This is a genomic window from Sunxiuqinia sp. A32 (assembly GCF_052690465.1).
This window is the reverse complement of the sequence record NZ_JBQYLI010000005.1, coordinates 1-17,557: the sequence shown is the minus strand read 5'-3', so window position 1 is coordinate 17,557 and position 17,557 is coordinate 1. Positions and strand designations below refer to the sequence as shown.

Sequence of the window (17,557 nt, the reverse complement as noted above, 5' to 3'; positions counted from 1 at the left end):
CTATTTGCTTAACAAAGCAGCTAACGCTATTGAGTTTAGTTTTGTTTGCGAACTGTCACCACGGGATGATAATACCACAGGAACTTTGGCTCCTACAACAACCGCAGCTTGTTTGGCATGACACAATTTTGTGTTCATTTTATAAAAAACATTTCCAGCATCAATATTTGGAAAAAGCAGGCAATCCGCATCACCAGCAACTGGTGAATCTATTTTTTTTATCTCAGCCGATTCTTTATCAATTGCGACATCCAGCGCCATTGGACCGGCAAGTACTCCCCCTTTAATTTTATCGGCCTCCGCCATCTTTACTAATTGTTCAGCATCAACACAAGCGGGTATCGCGGGCAGTACCTGTTCGGTTGGAGCAATTAAAGCCACTTTGGGAGTTTCAATGCCCAATAATTTTGCTGTTTGAATCAAATATTTGCAAAGCAGAACTTTTTGATCAAGTGTGGGATAGGGGATGACTGCCACATCGCTAACTATGAGTAGTTTGTGATAATTTTCGTTTTCAATAACCGTAACATGACTTAATACATTTCCTTTTGGGGTAAGTCCAGATTCTTTGTTTAAAACGGCACGCATGTATTTGTCGGTATTAATCAATCCTTTCATCAGAAAGTCAGCTTTGCCCTCTTTTATCATTTTCACTGCTATTAGTGCAGCATGATCCTCAGAGGTGGAATCAACCAAATCAAAAATCGTATCATCTACATTAAGCTTGGAGCAGATTTTTTTAATTAATTCTGTATTTCCAGTAAGAATGACTTTGACTAATCCCATGTCTGATGCCATTTTTGCTGCTTCAATGCTGTGGTTGTCAATGGCATTGACAATGACCATTCTTTTCGCTGGTTGTTTTTTTATGAGATCGAAAAGTTGGGAAAGTCGTTCTATTCTCATTTTAAATTTTTAGTTGAAAATATGATTTGATCAATTTAAATTACATAACAAAAGTCAAACTAAAAAATGTTTTTAAACCTTTGAAAAACAAAACATCCGATGCTAAATAACATCGGATGTTTCAATGTAGAAATATGTTTTTTCAATTTCTTATAAATTGAAATTATTGGATTTAAAATTATAATAAACCAACTCGATCTCTTACAATTTTTTCAGTGTCCAAGGCGATCATTAATTCCTCGTCCGTTGGAATCACCATTATTTTTACTGGCGAATCTTTGGTGTTAATTTCACCTTCACTTCTGAATCCTTTATTTATTGACTCATCTAAATGAATTCCAAAATATTCAAGACCACTGGCCACTCCAGTTCGGGTAGTGTCTGCATTTTCGCCAATTCCACCGGTAAGGATTAAGATATCCAATCCTCCCATGGCTGCAATGTAAGAGCCAATGTACTTTTTTACTCGATAATTATAGATGTCTAAAGCCATTTTTGCGCGTTCATTTCCGCTTGCTTTAGCTTCCTCTATTTCACGCATGTCAGATGAAACACCAGATAATCCTAGCATTCCACTGTGCTTGTTGAACAAGGTATTAGTTGTGCGCAAACCAAGCTCTTCTTTTTCCATGATATAAGTCACTACACCAATATCAAGATCACCAGAACGGGTTCCCATAACTAGCCCTTCCAATGGAGTCAATCCCATGCTGGTGTCAATAGATTTTCCGTCTTTAATTGCTGCCAAAGAGGCGCCATTTCCTAGGTGGCAAGATATAATTTTTTGACTTTCATAATCGCGCCCTAATAATTCGCAAGCTCTTTTACTAACGTATCTGTGGCTTGTGCCATGGAAACCATATCGACGGATTCCGTATTTCTTATATAATGCATAAGGAATACCGTACATATATGCATATGGTTCCATTGTTTGGTGGAAAGCTGTGTCAAAAACCCCAACCTGTGGAATGCCCGGGATTAACTCTTCCATAGCATAAATACCTTTCAGGTTCGGTGGATTGTGTAAGGGTGCCAAGTCAATGCATTTAGCGACTTCGTCAATAACTTCATTGGTGATAAATTCACTACCGCTGAAGTGCTCTCCTCCGTGAACAACACGGTGTCCTACGGCATCAATTTCCTCCATATTTTTCAGACACCCATATTTTTCACTGGTAAGGATACCTAATATGTATTCTATTCCACTTTTATGATCCAGAATTTCGCCTTCAAAAACAATTTGTCGACCATCCTCGTGTTTGTGCTTCAGGAATGAACCTTTCATTCCAAGCTTTTCTACTCCACCTTTGGCAATTACCCGGTGGTCTTTCATTTCGAAAAGCTGATATTTGATTGAACTACTTCCGCAGTTGAGTACAAGAACTTTCATTTCCTGTATATTTCGTATGTATAATAAATTCTAATTAACACTTTTCACCATGAGATAACAATTTGTTACCGTTTTCATCATAGCGATAAAATCCTTTTCCTGTTTCCAGTCCAAGTTGCTTGGCGCGAACCAATCTTTTAATGTATTGAGACGGTTTGTATCGAATATCCCCAAATTCGCTATGGATGTTCTCCATCCAACGAACGATCTTATCAAGGCCCATTTTATCAGCTATTTCAAAAGGTCCCAAACGCATTCCATATCCAATTCGAAGTGTTTGGTCCACATCTTCAATGGTTGAAACGCCCTCCATCAAAATACCGCATGCCTCATTTAATAAGACAACAAAAAGCCGGACACTAACAAGGCCGGCAGACTCCTCAACGGGGACAATTTTTCGGTTTATGAGTTTGACGAACTTACAGACTTTGTCGTAGGATTCTTCCGAAGTATAAAGGCCTTTAACAACCTCAATAATTCGTGCTTCAGGTGATGAGACAAAGAAGTGGATGCTAATACAACGATCTTTGTGCTCAAGTTCTGACGAAAGCTCGGTCACGACAATGGTTGTAGAATTGGTTGCAATAATACATTCAGGGTCAACTACTTTTTCAATATCGTGGAAGATGCGCTTGCGCTCTTTGATTTTTCCACCACGATCAACTGCTCGGATAGCTTCAATAACAAAGTCACATCCTGCAAGGTCTTTGTAATCTAAAGTACCTTTAATACGCGCAAGTATCGCGCGCTTCTCACTTTCTGTGAGTCCCCAATGTTCAATCCGGTCATCAAGAATTTTACCAATATTACGGTAAGCTTCCCTGATCTTCTCTTCACTAACTTCAATAAATACGACTTCAATGCCGTAAAAACTGGCAACGCGGGCAATGTTTTGTCCTACCAAACCACATCCCACTATACCTATTTTAGAGAAAAGAGTCCGCTTTACATCTTTTTTGCTTAAGCCGAACTCTTCAATGGGTTCATAAATTAATTCACTGGACATATTGATTTATTTTAATCGAAAAGGGCAGCTGCCTGGTTACAGGTGATTGCTACCATATTTACTATGTCGCTTACCGAACATCCCCTTGATAAATCATTAATTGGTGCTGCCATCCCTTGTAATACGGGGCCAATTGCTTCTGCCTGTGAAAGACGTTGAACCAATTTGTACCCAATATTTGCAGCTTCAAGCCCCGGAAAGACCAATACATTTGCTCTACCCGCTACTTCACTTTCAGGAGCTTTTAATTTACCTACTTCAGGGATGAGAGCTGCATCTAATTGCAACTCACCATCAATAATTAAATCAGGATCAAGTTGTCGAGCGATATTTGTTGCATTAACTACTTTATCTACAAGCGGGTGTTGCGCACTGCCTTTTGTTGAGAAACTCAACATCGCAACGCGGGGATCCAAACCAACAATTGCTTTTGCTGTTTTTGCAGTGCTTACTGCAATTTCTGCTAGTTGTTGATCGGTAGGATCTGGCATCACTGCGCAATCCGCAAACACTAAAATACCGTCGTGTCCAAAATGTGGATCATTTACAAACATCAAAAACGCTCCGGAAACAACACTTACACCTGGCATAGTTTTAACAAACTGGAAAGCAGGTCGTAAAACATCTCCTGTCGCATTGATTGCTCCTGCAATTTCACCATCAGCATCACCACACTTAATCATCATTGGGGCAAAAACTAACGGATCGTTAAGCATTTCAAGTGCCTCTTCTTTTGTCAGGCCTTTTGATTTGCGAATTTCAACCATTACATCAGCATAAGCGTCGCGACGACTGTCTGTTTTTGGATCAACCAAAACTGCACCTTTAATATTTACACCACACTCTTCTGCAGCCTGAACAATTTCAACTGGATTTCCCAGCAAGAATATCCTTGCTATGTTTTCGTTCAAAATGATCTCTGTGGCTCGCAGTGTTCTTGGTTCAATTCCTTCAGGGAGAACAATACGTTTTTGATAGCTTTGTGCATTTAAAATGACACGTTCAAGTAGTTTCATGTGTATACACCTATTTTTTCATTTACCAAATGAAATATTCAAGATTGCAACCGACCGTTTTTAGTTTAAATTTGGTCTTGTTTTATACAATATCAGTAATAACTGCAACCAGATAATCTCATTGTCAAAGTTTAAGCTTTTAAACTTTTTGGTTAAAAGATTCTAAATGCAAAAGTACAGAAAATATGGGGTTGTTCTACTCGAAAACAGATAATATTTGATGTTGCAACTTATTTTTAGGCGTTATAAGTAATTTTTGACAGGGGGATAAAAAGGTGTAGGCAATCGATTGTATCTAATTATCTCTATTTGTAGAGACTTTGAGTCAGAAAGTTAAATTTTTATAATATTTCAATTTACCGCCTAATCAAATTTCAATCATTCAAACAGATTTATTTAATACTTTTACATTAAAAGTAATCAGGAAGGAATGCAAGATATCTTTCAAACACTCAAAGAAAAGCTGGAGGGAGACATTTTTACAGACAATGTACAACGGATTTTGTATGCCACAGATGCATCTTCCTACCGGGAAATTCCACAAGCAGTTTGTCGACCTAAAACAAAAAATGACATTATTGACATTATTCGATTTGCTAGGGAGAATGATACTTCTGTTATTCCGAGGGCAGCAGGAACTTCACTTGCAGGGCAGGTTGTAGGACCGGGTATCGTAGTCGATATTTCGAAGTATATGAATCACGCGCTTGATTTTTCCCTTGATGAAAAATGGATTTGGGTGGAGCCTGGAGTAAATTTGAGTGAGCTAAATAAATTTCTTGCTCCTCATGGATTGATGTACGGGCCGGAAACATCAACTGCGAATCGATGCTGCATTGGAGGAATGGTCGGGAATAATTCGTGCGGATTACATTCACTGGTTTATGGAAGTGCCAGAGATCATATTTTAGAGGCAGAATGTATTTTGTCCGATGGCTCTGAAATAACTTTTAAGGAACTGACAACTGAAGAGTTTAATGCAAAGTGTGAAGGGAATCCGGATTCTCTCGAAACAAAAATATATCGAAACCTAAAAGAGATACTTTCTGATCCAAGAAATCAGGAGTCAATTCGTGCTGAGTTTCCTGATCCAAAAGTGGAACGTCGAAATAACGGATATGCCATTGATATTTTGTTGGAAACAGATCCATTTACCGGAAACAGTGAGAAAATAAATGTATGTAAATTATTAGCTGGGAGTGAGGGAACATTGGCATTTACAACCAAGATCAAATTAAACCTGATATCACTCCCTCCCAAATATAAGGGGTTGGTTTGTGCGCATTTTTCAAGTCTTCAGGATTCATATCTCGGAAATTTGGTTGCGCTGAAACACAAACCCGATGCCATCGAACTAATGGATGACATCATCATGAATTGCACTAAGGAGAATATTGAACAGCGTAAAAATCGCTTTTTTATTGATGGTGATCCGAAAGCAATGTTGATGATTGAGTTTAGCCGAAATTCTGAAGAAGAGCTGAAAGAGATCGCAGGCAAACTGGAAGGAGATTTTAGAGAAGCTGGCTTGGGCTATCATTTCCCACTGGTTTTGGGTGACGATAGCATAAAAAAGGTTTGGACCTTGCGAACAGCCGGATTGGGATTACTTTCCAATATTCCGGGAGATAAACGCAGCACAACTGTCATCGAAGATACTGCTGTTGCTCCAGAGTATTTACCTGATTATATGGCGGAGTTTGATCAGGTATTGGAAAAATATGGATTGAGTTGCGTGAAATACGCGCACATTGCAACCGGGGAAATTCATCTTCGTCCTCTGTTGAATTTGAAAGATGAAAATGATGTCGGGTTATATCATACCATTGCTAAAGAAATCGCTTCATTGGTGAAAAAATACAGAGGATCGCTTAGTGGTGAGCATGGTGATGGCAGGCTGCGGGGAGAGTTTATACCTTTTATGTTGGGCGATCACAATTATCAACTTATTAGGGAATTAAAAAATACCTGGGACCCAAACCATATCTTAAATCCAGGTAAAATTATCGATACACCACCCATAACAGAAAACCTTCGGTTAATGGTGGGTGAAACTCAGGAATATGAAACAACTTTTGATTTTTCAGATCAGGCAGGTTTTTTAAGAGCAATAGAAAAATGCAATGGTTCGGGTGATTGCCGTAAAAGCGTATTGATTGGAGGAACAATGTGTCCAACGTTTATGGCAACCCGTGATGAGGATAAAACCACCAGGGGACGTGCAAATATTTTGCGTGAGTTTTTGACCCGTTCAGAAAAGGAAAATCCATTCAATCATGAGGAAATTTACCAGGTATTGGATTTATGTATTTCCTGTAAAGCCTGTAAAGCAGAGTGTCCGTCTAACGTGGATATAGCCAAGTTTAAAGTTGAATTTCTGCAACATTATTACGAGTTGCATGGAATTCCTTTTCGAGCTCAATTGATAGCATATCTACCCCGATTAAATAAAATTGGAAGAATAACCCGGCCATTCACGAATCAAATCACTAATTCATACTTGTTTAAAAAGGTGATTGGCTTTGCGAGAGAAAGAAAGGTGCCTGCTCTTTCGAAGTTAAGTTTGCGTAAATGGTATAAAAAGACAATCACTTTACAAGGAGCTCCCAAAGGAAAGGTATACTTATTTGCTGATGAGTTTACCGATCAAAATGAAAGTGAGATTGGAATACAAGCCATTTTATTGCTGAATAAGTTGGGCTATGAAGTTGCTATTCCAAAGCACAAGGAAAGTGGAAGAACATACCTTTCAAAAGGATTGGCAAAAACAGCAAAAAAAATAGCGGAGGAAAACGTACTACTTCTTGAAAAATTGATTTGTGAAAAAACACCATTGATTGGAATTGAACCCTCAGCAATACTTACATTTAGGGATGAATATCCGGACTTGGTAAGTAAACAATTTCAGGAAAAGGCTAGAGTTTTGGCACAAAATACATTCATGTTTGATGAATTTATTACAGCGGAATTTGAAAAGGGAAATATTGTAAAAGATGATTTTACAGATAAGCACAAAGAGATTAGGCTTCACGGACATTGTCAACAAAAAGCAATTGCATCAACTGCATCAACAAAAACAATGCTTGAGATACCAGCGAATTATCACGTGTCGGAAATACCAAGTGGTTGTTGTGGGATGGCAGGTTCTTTCGGATATGAAAAAGAGCATTATGACTTAAGTCAGAAGATTGGAGAGATGGTTTTATTTCCAGCTGTGCGTGAGGCAACAGAAGAGGAAATCATTTCTGCTCCGGGAACATCGTGTCGTCATCATATTGAGGAGGGAACAGGTCGAAAGGTATTGCACCCCGTTGAGATATTATATCAAGCTTTAGCATAAAAAAAAAGCTAATTAAAAACGTTTTTTTTGACTGTCTGTAAAATAAATTACTTTTATCCAGCCAATTTTTGCAAATCGATATGAAGCTAAAAGAACATACTCAGGAACTGTTTTTATTTGAAGAAATGAAAAAAGGGAAAGAGTACTCTTTTGATTTCTTTTTCAATTATTATTATCCGGGTCTTTGTGTATATGCTCAAAATTTGATTTCTCTTTCAGAAGATGATGCGAAGAATGTCGTGCAGGATGTATTCTTGAAATTCTGGAATGATCGTATGAAAATTTCTATTGAAACATCTGTGCGGGCGTATTTATTTGTATCAGTAAAAAATAAGTGTCTTGATTTCTTGAAAAAGAATAAGATGCATTTTAAGCTTAACGAAGAAATTGCAGGACTTGAAATTGCGGATAATAGTTTAGATACTTTTGTTTTGTCAGAATTGGAAGAATTATTTTCTCATAGCCTGAATAAATTACCCGAACGATGCCGTAAAGTTTTTGAGCTTAGTCGATTTAAAGGACTTAAAAACAGGGAGATTGCAGTTGAATTGAATATCTCAGAAAAAACGGTTGAAAACCAAATGACCAAAGCACTTCGTTTTTTAAAAACAGAATTAAAAGAATATCTTCCTCTTCTTATTTTATTCGAAAGTTTCCATTTCTTCAAATAAAAAGATCATTTTTTTCAATTTAGCGTATTTAGGCATAGGGGGAAATTGAAAAATTATCGTCTTGATGGTAAATACACCAGAAATTGAAAGAAAATAATAATATATACCAATTGATAGAGATGGAGAATCAAAACTCTTTGAGTGATTCACAGCGAGAGACCCTACGTAAATGGGTGGATGAATCTTCTGACAATGTTGAGGAGTATAACGAGATACATAAAGTTCTGACATATTCGCAACGGTTGCAGGCGATGCGAAAAGTAGATACTTTGAAGGATCTGCAAACCATGAAATCGAAAATTAGCTCCAGTGGAGTAGTTCGAAAAATCTATTCTAATTTCCAAAAAGTTGCGGCTGTCATAGTTGTTCCCTTAATTATTTATACTGCCTTTTCAATAATAGGACATTCAATATTGAATGATGGAAATGGCATTGTAAAATCAACCGAAACCGCATTTGGAGTGCGTTCTCAAATTCAATTGAGCGATGGAACCAAAGTATGGTTGAACTCTGGCAGTAAATTATTTTATCCGGAAAACTTTAAAGGAAATAAAAGGCAGGTAAAGCTGCTCGGGGAAGCTTATTTTCAAGTTCAATCTGATAAAAGACATCCATTTTATGTTGATCTGGGAGATTTTATGATAAAAGCAACCGGTACAAAATTCAATATCAGCAATTATAAAGATGATTGTAAAACAACTACTTACCTTGAATCCGGTGTCGTCTCTTTAGTTGAAATGCGAAATGATAAGGAGACGCGGTGCGCTAAACTGAATAGTGGAGAGAAGGTTGTTGTGCATAAAGCTGAAAAAAGAATTAACATCCAAAAAGTTGATGGTACAAAATATCTTAGTTGGATTGAAGGGAAGCTAATTTTTAATAATGATAATATGCTGGATGTAGCTAATAAACTGGGACATTGGTTTAATGCTGAATTTGTTATTGAAGATGCTGCGTTGAATGAATACGTTTTCACTGCAACATTTGAAAATGAATCATTAGAAGAAGTTCTTCGTTTACTCTCGTATACATCCCCTATAGAATATAAGATAATAAACAATTATCAATTGGATGATTCAACTTATACTAAACGAAAAGTAATTATTGAAAAAACAGAAAAGAATATGAATTAAACTAACAAAAAAGGGAAGCTGGACACTTCCCTTTCGAAAAATCCTGGTTGCACAGGATTAATCAATTTATTAATCTAATACGTACAAATTTATGAAAAAAAATCATTCCCACGATTGGGGGGAGAGAACATGTATTTCTCCTAAAAAAATTTTTCTTAAAATGAAGATCACACTATTAGTTGTTTTGTTTTCTGCAGTTCAGATTTTTGCAAATGGAGTGTATTCTCAAACAACGCGATTTACTCTGACGGAGGAAAATACCACAATCGAAGATGTATTGAAAACCATTGAAGACCAGTCAAATTACTATTTTTTGTACAATGGTAAATTGATTGATGTTACTCAAAAAGTGAATATTAAGGTTGAAAATCAAGATCTCGAAAATACCTTAAAGGAACTATTTAAAGAAACGGATGTAGCCTATAAAATTTATAATCGACAGATTGTTTTGTCATCATCCGTGAGTAATAATCAAAATCAACAAGAAAAAGAAGTTTCGGGTAAAGTGACAGATTCAGAAGGGCAATCGCTCCCAGGTGTTACAGTACTAATAAAGGGGACTACTAAAGGAACAATCACTGATTTTGAGGGTAACTATAAATTACAGAATGTTCCAGCTGATGCAACAATTGTTTTCTCATTTGTTGGAATGAAAACTCAAGAAACACTGATTGATGGAAGATCATCCATAAATATTGTGATGGATGAAGATGCCATTGGATTGGAAGAAGTGGTTGCTATTGGATACGGTACGATAAAGAAAAGTGATATTACCGGATCTGTTTCGTCGGTAAAAATAGACGAATTGCAGGAAGGTGTGACAAATTCGGTCGACCAGATGCTGATTGGTAAGAGTGCTGGTGTAAATGTTGTTCAGAATAGTGGCGAGCCAGGTGGCGGTATTTCCATTAATATCAGGGGAGCAAGTTCAATAAATGCTGGGAACAGTCCACTTTACGTTATCGATGGATTACCAATTGACAATTCAAGGGCTGTAAGCAACGGATCGATAAATGCTTTTGGTAATAACAGAAGCCCTAGAAGCCCACTCGCTTCGATAAACCCTTCTGATATTGAATCAATTGAAATATTGAAAGATGCATCTGCTACTGCTATCTATGGTTCCAGGGGGGCGAACGGTGTAATTTTGATTACTACCAAGTCTGGAAAAAATGAAAATATGAAAGTGACCTATCAAGGTTACCTTGGGGTGCAAAACAGAGCAAGGAAACTAGATCTTTTAAGTGCTGAAGATTATAAAAAAGTTATTAATGAAATTATTGCAGCAGGTGGAGAAAGCGAAGAATCTTTGGTAGGTGAAATAGCAAACGGAGGAAAAGGAACGGATTGGCAGGAAGAACTGAATAACGCAAATGCTTTAGTTCACGACCACCAACTGGCATTTTCAGGCGGTACTAAAAAGACTTCCTACTATATTTCTTTAAATTATATGGATCAGGAAGGGATTATGAAGAATACTGACTTTAGCAGGTATGGAGCAAGAATAAACCTAAAATCAGACCTTTCAGATAAATTCAATATTGGCTTTAATGCTACCGGTACTTACACGAAAGATAATTTCATTGCAAACGGTTTTGGAATTAACGAATGGGCAGGACCATTGTATTCCGCATATAATTTTGATCCTACGTTGCCTGTATTTGACGATAATGGTGATTATGCATTATCCCCATTGTTGACGGTAGACAATCCTGTTGCTATTTCAGAAGGCATGAGCTCAGTATCAAATACGAATCGAATCATGGCTTCGATGTATGGTGAATATCATTTCACTTCTAACGTATTTGCAAAACTGAATGTTGGTGGTGATTTTGTAAACGAAAGTCGTAAAAGTTTTATTTCCAGCCTGACTAAAGCCGGTAGGAACAATGCAGGAATCGCTGCAAATCAAAATGTAGAGAAAAGCAACTACCTGGTTGAAGGGACAGTTCATTACAGTAAAACTTTCGATATTCATTCAATCAGTGCTATGGCTGGGGCAACTTACCAACGGTTTGTTGCCAATGGCCTTAGTAATCAGGCAAGTGGCTTTCCGAATGAATCACTTGGAGCGAACAGCCTTGGAATCGGGGATCAATCCACTTTTGACATTAGTAATTACCTAACTGGTAATAGGCTGGCTTCCTATATTGGTCGTGTAAATTACTCATTGAATGACAAATACCTTCTTACTGCGACGATAAGAGCAGATGGTTCTTCTCGTTTTGGTAAAAACAACAAATTTGGTTTTTTCCCTTCTACTGCTCTTGCCTGGAAAGTATCTAATGAAGAATTCATTAAAAGTGCAGACTATATAAGCAACTTGAAAGTTCGGGCAAGCTGGGGACAAACGGGTAACCAGGAAATTGGCAATTTTCCTTCATTAAGTACTTTTGGTTCAGGAGGTACGGCAATTTGGAATGAAAGTCCGGTTACAGGAACTGCACCGTTGAGAATTCCAAATCCAGATCTGAAATGGGAGACCACTGAACAAATTAATGTGGGCGTAGATTATGGATTTTTGAATAGTAGAATAAGTGGAAGCATCGATTATTTTACCAAAAAAACAACTGATATGCTTCTGAACCTACCCGTTCCACAATCAACAGGTTTTAGTAGTATCTTATCAAATGTTGGACGTATAGATAATAGTGGATTTGAATTATCGTTGAACACAGTAAATATTACTAACCAAGATTTTAGTTGGAGAACTGACATTACTTTTACTACAATGAAAAATGAAGTAAAAGATTTGGGTGATATTTCGGAGATTATTGTTGGTGCAGGATACACTCACGTTACACAGGTAGCAATCATTAAACCTGGATTACCACTAAATTCATACTATGGATGGGAAGTTGACGGAATTTGGCAGCAAGGAGACGATTTTAGCCAGTTTACAGAAGACTATCAGCCCGGTGATTTAAAGTATGTAGATCAGGACGGAGATAAAGTAATTACGGACAAAGACAGAGTCGTTTTAGGAAATTCATTCCCAGACTATCAATGGTCAATGGCAAATACATTCTCCTATAAAGATTTTAGTTTATTCGTATTTATTGAGGGGGTTCAAGGTGTTGACATGTTAAACGGGAACCTGATTGACAATTATTTCCCAATTAACTTTAGGAGAAACAAATTTGCAGAGCCTTATTTGAACCGTTGGACACCTGACAATCCAACCAACGAATATCCCTCATTTGTTGACCCGCTGAAATTTGGACGTAGAGTTGCCAATACTCAAACCTTACTTGATGCTTCATACATAAGGCTTAAAACGGTAAGATTAAGTTACAATTTACCTCGATTAAATAGATTTGTTAAGTCTGCCCAAGTTTATGTTACTGGAGAGAACCTTTATACACTAACTGATTATATTGGATTAGATCCGGCAGTGAACCCCAACGATAATCCTAATTTCCGGATAGATTTCAATGCCTATCCAACGGCGAAAACTTTAATATTTGGGATAAAGGTTGATTTTTAATCGTATTAACTTAAAAGTAATTTAAAATGAAATCATTATATAAATTTAAAATATCAATTTTAGCCCTGATCGCAATTTTTGTATTGCATGGATGCGAGGATATCTTGGAAGAGCCCGTTCAATCGCAATTTGCCTCAGGAAATCTATTGAGTACAAAAAAAGGCTTGGAGTCTGTACTTGCAGATGCATATGCCAGGAATGGAGGCATTGCCAGAACCAGAAATATTGTCAAGAGAGAAGAAATGACCACCGATGAATTGTGGCAAACCGGAGGTGGTGAAAACGGAACGGCAGCTCCATTAATCGGTTTTAGATGGGATCCTTCAAGTACGCTGGAAGCTTTTTGTTGGATGGAATATTGGCAGATGATTCGGGATGCAAACATTATAATGGAGAGTGTCGAGAATGTATCTGACTTTAGCAGTGATCAGGATAAAAGTCAGATATTTGCTGAAGCCAGATTCTTGAGGGTCTGGGCATATTATCAGTTATGGAACCAATACGGGCCATTACCATTAAGAACAAGCCAAAATGATCCACTTGAAATTGCAAGACCAACAAAAGAAGAATTTTACACCTTTGTTGAGACTGAGCTGCTGGCTGTGATTCCAGATCTTCCCGATCCGGGAAATGAACCAGCCTATGGCCGTGTGCACTCCGGTGGAGCCCAAGCATTATTATGCAAATGGTATCTTAATACATTGCAATGGCAAAAATGTGCAAATGTTGCCCAGGATATTATTACTAGCAATGAATTTGAATTATTCGCTAATTATTATGACTTGTTCGCGCTTGAAAATGAACACAACAGCGAGTTTATTTTGGTTAAAGCAAAATTGGCCAATCAGGGAAATAAAAATAACCTTTTAGCTACGACTTTACCTTGGGGCTACAAGGAAGGCCTAGATGGAGGTTTGGAAGGAATTGTAAATGAGAAATGGGCAAATTACGCATCTCAGTATCGTTTGTATGATGAATTCTATTACAGTTTTGATGAAAATGATGACAGAAGAAAGCGGATTCTTACCAAGTATATTAACACTTCAGGAAATATCGTCAATCTATTAACGGACTATACGGATGCTACACGTGCGTTAAAATATCCACCGGATCCTGAGGCTTCGGGTGATGCGCACGGTAATGATTTTCCAATGATTCGTTATGCTGATATTTTGCTATCAAAAGCAGAGGCATTAAATCAATTGAGCGGTCCGAATTCAGAATCAATCAATTTGATTAACCAAATCAGAAACAGGGCTGGTCTGGAAGATATTCAGTTAGCTGATTTTAGTACCAAAGATGCACTAATTGAGCAAATTTTAAAGGAAAGACGATGGGAATTCTGGTACGAAGGTAAAAGAAGAAGAGATTTGATAAGAAATGGAAAGTTCATTGAATATGCCCACGATAGAGGAATATCCAATGCTACAGACAATCATCTTTGGTTTCCAATTCCTTCATCGGCAACTGATGCCAATCCGTTATTGGAACAAAACGCTGGTTATTAATAATAAGCAATAGGTGGATTCTAAATCCACCTATTTTTTACACTAATATGAAAAGTAAGAGTATATATGTTTTATTGGCAATCTTTGCAGTAACATTTTATTTTGCAGGATGCAGAAATAAAACACAAAACACAAAACAGAATATCAAACAGGAAGATAACAGGCCCAATATTGTCTTTATTTTAGCAGATGATATGGGATGGAATGGGCCTGGTTGCTATGGGAATGTGCATATCCCAACTCCAAGCATTGATCGATTAGCAGAGAATGGCGTAAGGTTTACAGAAGCATATACTTCTTTGGAGTGTATGCCAACAAGGGCGGAGTTTTTATCTGGGCAATACAGTGCAAGGACAGGCATAACGCAAGTCCACACCACCCGTGTTTACCCTAATGCCCCCTTGCTAACCCCTAATCCAGTAAAAAAGCTGCCTGTAAACAATTACACGGTGGCTAATATGCTCAAAGATGCTGGCTACGCTACTGCTATCAGTGGGAAATGGCATGTGGGAAATTCTACTGATATTGAGAAGAAAGAATTTTATGGGTTTGATTTTGTAGGTGTTGCCAAAGAAAAACCATGGGATCAGGTTGATAAGGGAAAAGCAACAGTCGAACAAACAGATGAAATAATCAAGTTTATAAAAAACAACAAAGATCATCGCTTTTTCGCATTTTTATCTTATTTCAATATTCATACGCCATTGCAAGCACCGGATAGTTTAGTTGAAAAATATGCTAGCATGGGGTATAAAAAATCAACAAACCGGTTTGGTGATGTAACCGAAGTTCCCACTGCAGAATATTTGGCAATGACAGACTTACTTGATAGTCAGGTTGGGAAATTGCAAGATAGCTTACAATCAATGGGATTAGATAAGAATACCGTTGTAATATTTACCTCTGATAATGGTGCCCTCAACAGAGCTTGGGATAATGCACCTTTAAGAGGGGCAAAAGGATTGTTATATGAAGGTGGAATACGTGTGCCTCTAATAGTCTCTTATCCGGGATTGAAATCTAATAAAAAACAGTGCAGTGAACCTATTCATATTGTTGACATGTTTCCAACTTTTATGGAATTAGCTGGTGGAACAACTCCAGAGAATAAAATAGTAGATGGTGAAAGTATATTACCTTCAATTACTGGAAATTCAAGCTTAAAACGTGAGAATATTTATTGGCATCATCCACATTATATCCATGATTACGGCAAAACCCCATCCAGTGCTATAAGAAAAGGAGACTATAAACTAATCTACTATTATGGAGATTACCTGGAAACGGATAGTTTTTCACCCGTGCAGGACAAACCTTATGGTAAGCTCATATTAGGGGAACGAATCGAATTATTTAATATTAAGTCTGACGCCGGAGAGTTAAATGATTTGTCAACTGCTAAATCTCAACTGGCAGACAGCCTTCTTAGTGAGTTGAAAACCTGGCTAAACTCTGTAAATGCAAAGCTCCCAACAAAAAATGAAAACATGGATGTTGATACCTGGTTTAAGTACAAGGCTCGATAATTATCATTAAATACCTATATAAATGAAGCAGATACTAATAATAAGTTTTATATTCTTTTTGGCTTATGGCTGCAATCAAAAAGAAAAAAACACAACAGAAGTTACTACTCCCAATGTCGCCATCATATTCATTGATGATATGGGTTATGGCGATTTAAGCTGTTATGGAGATACAATTGTGAAGACTCCAAATATTGATGCCTTGGCAGATAAGGGAGTTCGGTTTACAAATTTCTATGTAAACTCACCCATTTGTTCACCTTCACGGGTTGCGTTGAATACCGGTACCTATCCGATGCGGCATAAGATCCATTCGTACATTGCCAGCTCAAAACAAAACAGCGAGCGGGCAATGGCTAACTATCTTGACCCATCAGTTACAACTTTAGCTCGCACCTTGCACAGCAACGGATACGCAACCGGTCATTTTGGGAAATGGCACATGGGTGGAGGTCGTGACCTTGGAAATGTTCCTTATCCTACAGAATATGGATTCGACAAGTCTGTGGTTGCGTTTGAAGGAATTGGTGATCGGGTTTTATTCCCCAATGATGGCTTGTGTGAGCAAAGTGCCAAACTGGGAAAGGGAAAAATCATTTGGGCTGAAAAGTGTGTCTCATCTTCAATTTATGTGGATAGCGCACTTGCTTTTATTGAAAAATGCACAGACAAACCTTTCTATGTAAACCTGTGTACCAATGATGTGCATGACGAACACCTTCCCGATCCGGAAAAAGTAAAGAAGTGGAAGAGTGTGACCAAGAACCCCTATGAACAGAAATTTTTTGCTGTTCTTGAAGAACTGGATGTTCAAATTGGACGCTTCCTGAGCAAACTTGACGAAATGGGCAAGCTCGAAAATACGATTGTATTATTGGCAAGTGACAATGGTCCGACAGACTGGCCGCACTATTACAATGCAGCGAGGTATCCGGAGAACTATGATGGAGAACTATATGCTCCTGGTTTTACCGGAGGTTTATCAGGACGTAAGTGGAGTTTGTATGAGGGTGGAATCAGAGAGCCTTTCATTGTTTACTGGAAAGGCCATTTCCCTGAAGGAAAAACGGACAATGAAACCATCATTTCAGCAATCGATTTGTTTCCGTCTGTGTGTACCTTGTTGGGAATCGATTATCCGGATAATTTGGATGGAACTGATAAAAGTATGGCTTTCGGCGGTAATGAAATGGAGCAGGTTCCACCGGTTATGTGGGAATATGCAAGTAACCCGGGTGGTTCTATATTGCCGGGAAATAGAAATAATATTTCCCCGAACCTGGCAATCCGTGATGGAAACTGGAAATTGCTGATTAATACCGACGGCAGCACTGGACAGCTATACAATTTGAAGAATGATCCTGTTGAGAAGATAAATTTGATTGAACAGGAACCAAAGATAGCTCAGAAGCTAAAGGAGAAAGTATTTGAATGGCGAGAGTCAATGCCTGTTGAAATGAATACAAAAGTTTCCGAGTGATACAGAGGTTAAGTTTGAAGAGGCTGTCTCAAAAGAGATGGCCTCTTTTTATTTTCAGCGAAGAGTGGGAAAAAGATTGAAAGTTATCAATCTT

Annotated in this window: 11 protein-coding genes; 7 read left to right on the top strand and 4 right to left on the bottom strand. The window is 37.8% G+C overall.

Going from position 1 to position 17,557, the window contains the following annotated elements:
- The 4 genes from ACUNWD_RS06300 to pta form a co-directional block, all read right to left on the bottom strand.
- A complete protein-coding gene (locus tag ACUNWD_RS06300) occupies positions 1 to 906 on the bottom strand; it encodes a phosphate acyltransferase (RefSeq protein ID WP_445586937.1) in 906 nt (301 codons plus the stop codon).
- A 178-nt stretch (positions 907 to 1,084) separates the two neighbouring features.
- On the bottom strand, positions 1,085 to 2,296 hold the full coding sequence (locus ACUNWD_RS06295; protein WP_445586936.1) for an acetate/propionate family kinase: 1,212 nt from the start codon (positions 2,294 to 2,296) through the stop codon (positions 1,085 to 1,087).
- Between the two features lie 34 nt (positions 2,297 to 2,330).
- Positions 2,331 to 3,302, bottom strand: a complete 972-nt coding sequence (locus ACUNWD_RS06290) for a 3-hydroxyacyl-CoA dehydrogenase family protein (protein ID WP_445586935.1) — start codon at positions 3,300 to 3,302, stop codon at positions 2,331 to 2,333.
- Between the two features lie 11 nt (positions 3,303 to 3,313).
- Positions 3,314 to 4,318 carry a phosphate acetyltransferase gene (gene pta / locus ACUNWD_RS06285; protein ID WP_445586934.1) on the bottom strand — a complete coding sequence of 335 codons (1,005 nt, stop codon included), beginning with the start codon at positions 4,316 to 4,318 and terminating at the stop codon, positions 3,314 to 3,316.
- A gap of 430 nt (positions 4,319 to 4,748) precedes the next feature.
- Here pta and ACUNWD_RS06280 point away from each other — a divergent pair, with 430 nt between their 5' ends.
- The 7 genes from ACUNWD_RS06280 to ACUNWD_RS06250 all read left to right on the top strand — a co-directional run bounded on the left by ACUNWD_RS06280 (position 4,749) and on the right by ACUNWD_RS06250 (position 17,463).
- Positions 4,749 to 7,658 (top strand): FAD-binding and (Fe-S)-binding domain-containing protein, encoded by a 2,910-nt coding sequence (locus ACUNWD_RS06280; RefSeq protein WP_445586933.1) that lies wholly within the window; start codon positions 4,749 to 4,751, stop codon positions 7,656 to 7,658.
- Between the two features lie 80 nt (positions 7,659 to 7,738).
- Positions 7,739 to 8,329, top strand: a complete 591-nt coding sequence (locus tag ACUNWD_RS06275; RefSeq protein ID WP_445586932.1) for an RNA polymerase sigma-70 factor — start codon at positions 7,739 to 7,741, stop codon at positions 8,327 to 8,329.
- A 119-nt stretch (positions 8,330 to 8,448) separates the two neighbouring features.
- A complete protein-coding gene (locus ACUNWD_RS06270) occupies positions 8,449 to 9,462 on the top strand; it encodes a FecR family protein (RefSeq protein WP_445586931.1) in 1,014 nt (337 codons plus the stop codon).
- A gap of 160 nt (positions 9,463 to 9,622) precedes the next feature.
- Positions 9,623 to 12,949, top strand: coding sequence for a TonB-dependent receptor (locus ACUNWD_RS06265; RefSeq protein ID WP_445586930.1), 3,327 nt, complete (start codon positions 9,623 to 9,625; stop codon positions 12,947 to 12,949).
- 26 nt (positions 12,950 to 12,975) lie between these two features.
- Positions 12,976 to 14,457, top strand: a complete 1,482-nt coding sequence (locus ACUNWD_RS06260; RefSeq protein ID WP_445586929.1) for a RagB/SusD family nutrient uptake outer membrane protein — start codon at positions 12,976 to 12,978, stop codon at positions 14,455 to 14,457.
- 47 nt (positions 14,458 to 14,504) lie between these two features.
- Positions 14,505 to 15,983, top strand: a complete 1,479-nt coding sequence (locus ACUNWD_RS06255) for a sulfatase (RefSeq protein WP_445586928.1) — start codon at positions 14,505 to 14,507, stop codon at positions 15,981 to 15,983.
- A 22-nt stretch (positions 15,984 to 16,005) separates the two neighbouring features.
- Positions 16,006 to 17,463 (top strand): sulfatase family protein, encoded by a 1,458-nt coding sequence (locus tag ACUNWD_RS06250; RefSeq protein WP_445586927.1) that lies wholly within the window; start codon positions 16,006 to 16,008, stop codon positions 17,461 to 17,463.
- Positions 17,464 to 17,557 lie beyond the last annotated feature (94 nt).

Coding starts and splice junctions, on each gene's coding strand:
- ACUNWD_RS06300 (WP_445586937.1), bottom strand. CDS start 906: ATGAGAATAGAACGACTTTCCCAACTTTTCGATCTCATAAAAAAACAA.
- ACUNWD_RS06295 (WP_445586936.1), bottom strand. CDS start 2,296: ATGAAAGTTCTTGTACTCAACTGCGGAAGTAGTTCAATCAAATATCAG.
- ACUNWD_RS06290 (WP_445586935.1), bottom strand. CDS start 3,302: ATGTCCAGTGAATTAATTTATGAACCCATTGAAGAGTTCGGCTTAAGC.
- pta (WP_445586934.1), bottom strand. CDS start 4,318: ATGAAACTACTTGAACGTGTCATTTTAAATGCACAAAGCTATCAAAAA.
- ACUNWD_RS06280 (WP_445586933.1), top strand. CDS start 4,749: ATGCAAGATATCTTTCAAACACTCAAAGAAAAGCTGGAGGGAGACATT.
- ACUNWD_RS06275 (WP_445586932.1), top strand. CDS start 7,739: ATGAAGCTAAAAGAACATACTCAGGAACTGTTTTTATTTGAAGAAATG.
- ACUNWD_RS06270 (WP_445586931.1), top strand. CDS start 8,449: ATGGAGAATCAAAACTCTTTGAGTGATTCACAGCGAGAGACCCTACGT.
- ACUNWD_RS06265 (WP_445586930.1), top strand. CDS start 9,623: ATGAAGATCACACTATTAGTTGTTTTGTTTTCTGCAGTTCAGATTTTT.
- ACUNWD_RS06260 (WP_445586929.1), top strand. CDS start 12,976: ATGAAATCATTATATAAATTTAAAATATCAATTTTAGCCCTGATCGCA.
- ACUNWD_RS06255 (WP_445586928.1), top strand. CDS start 14,505: ATGAAAAGTAAGAGTATATATGTTTTATTGGCAATCTTTGCAGTAACA.
- ACUNWD_RS06250 (WP_445586927.1), top strand. CDS start 16,006: ATGAAGCAGATACTAATAATAAGTTTTATATTCTTTTTGGCTTATGGC.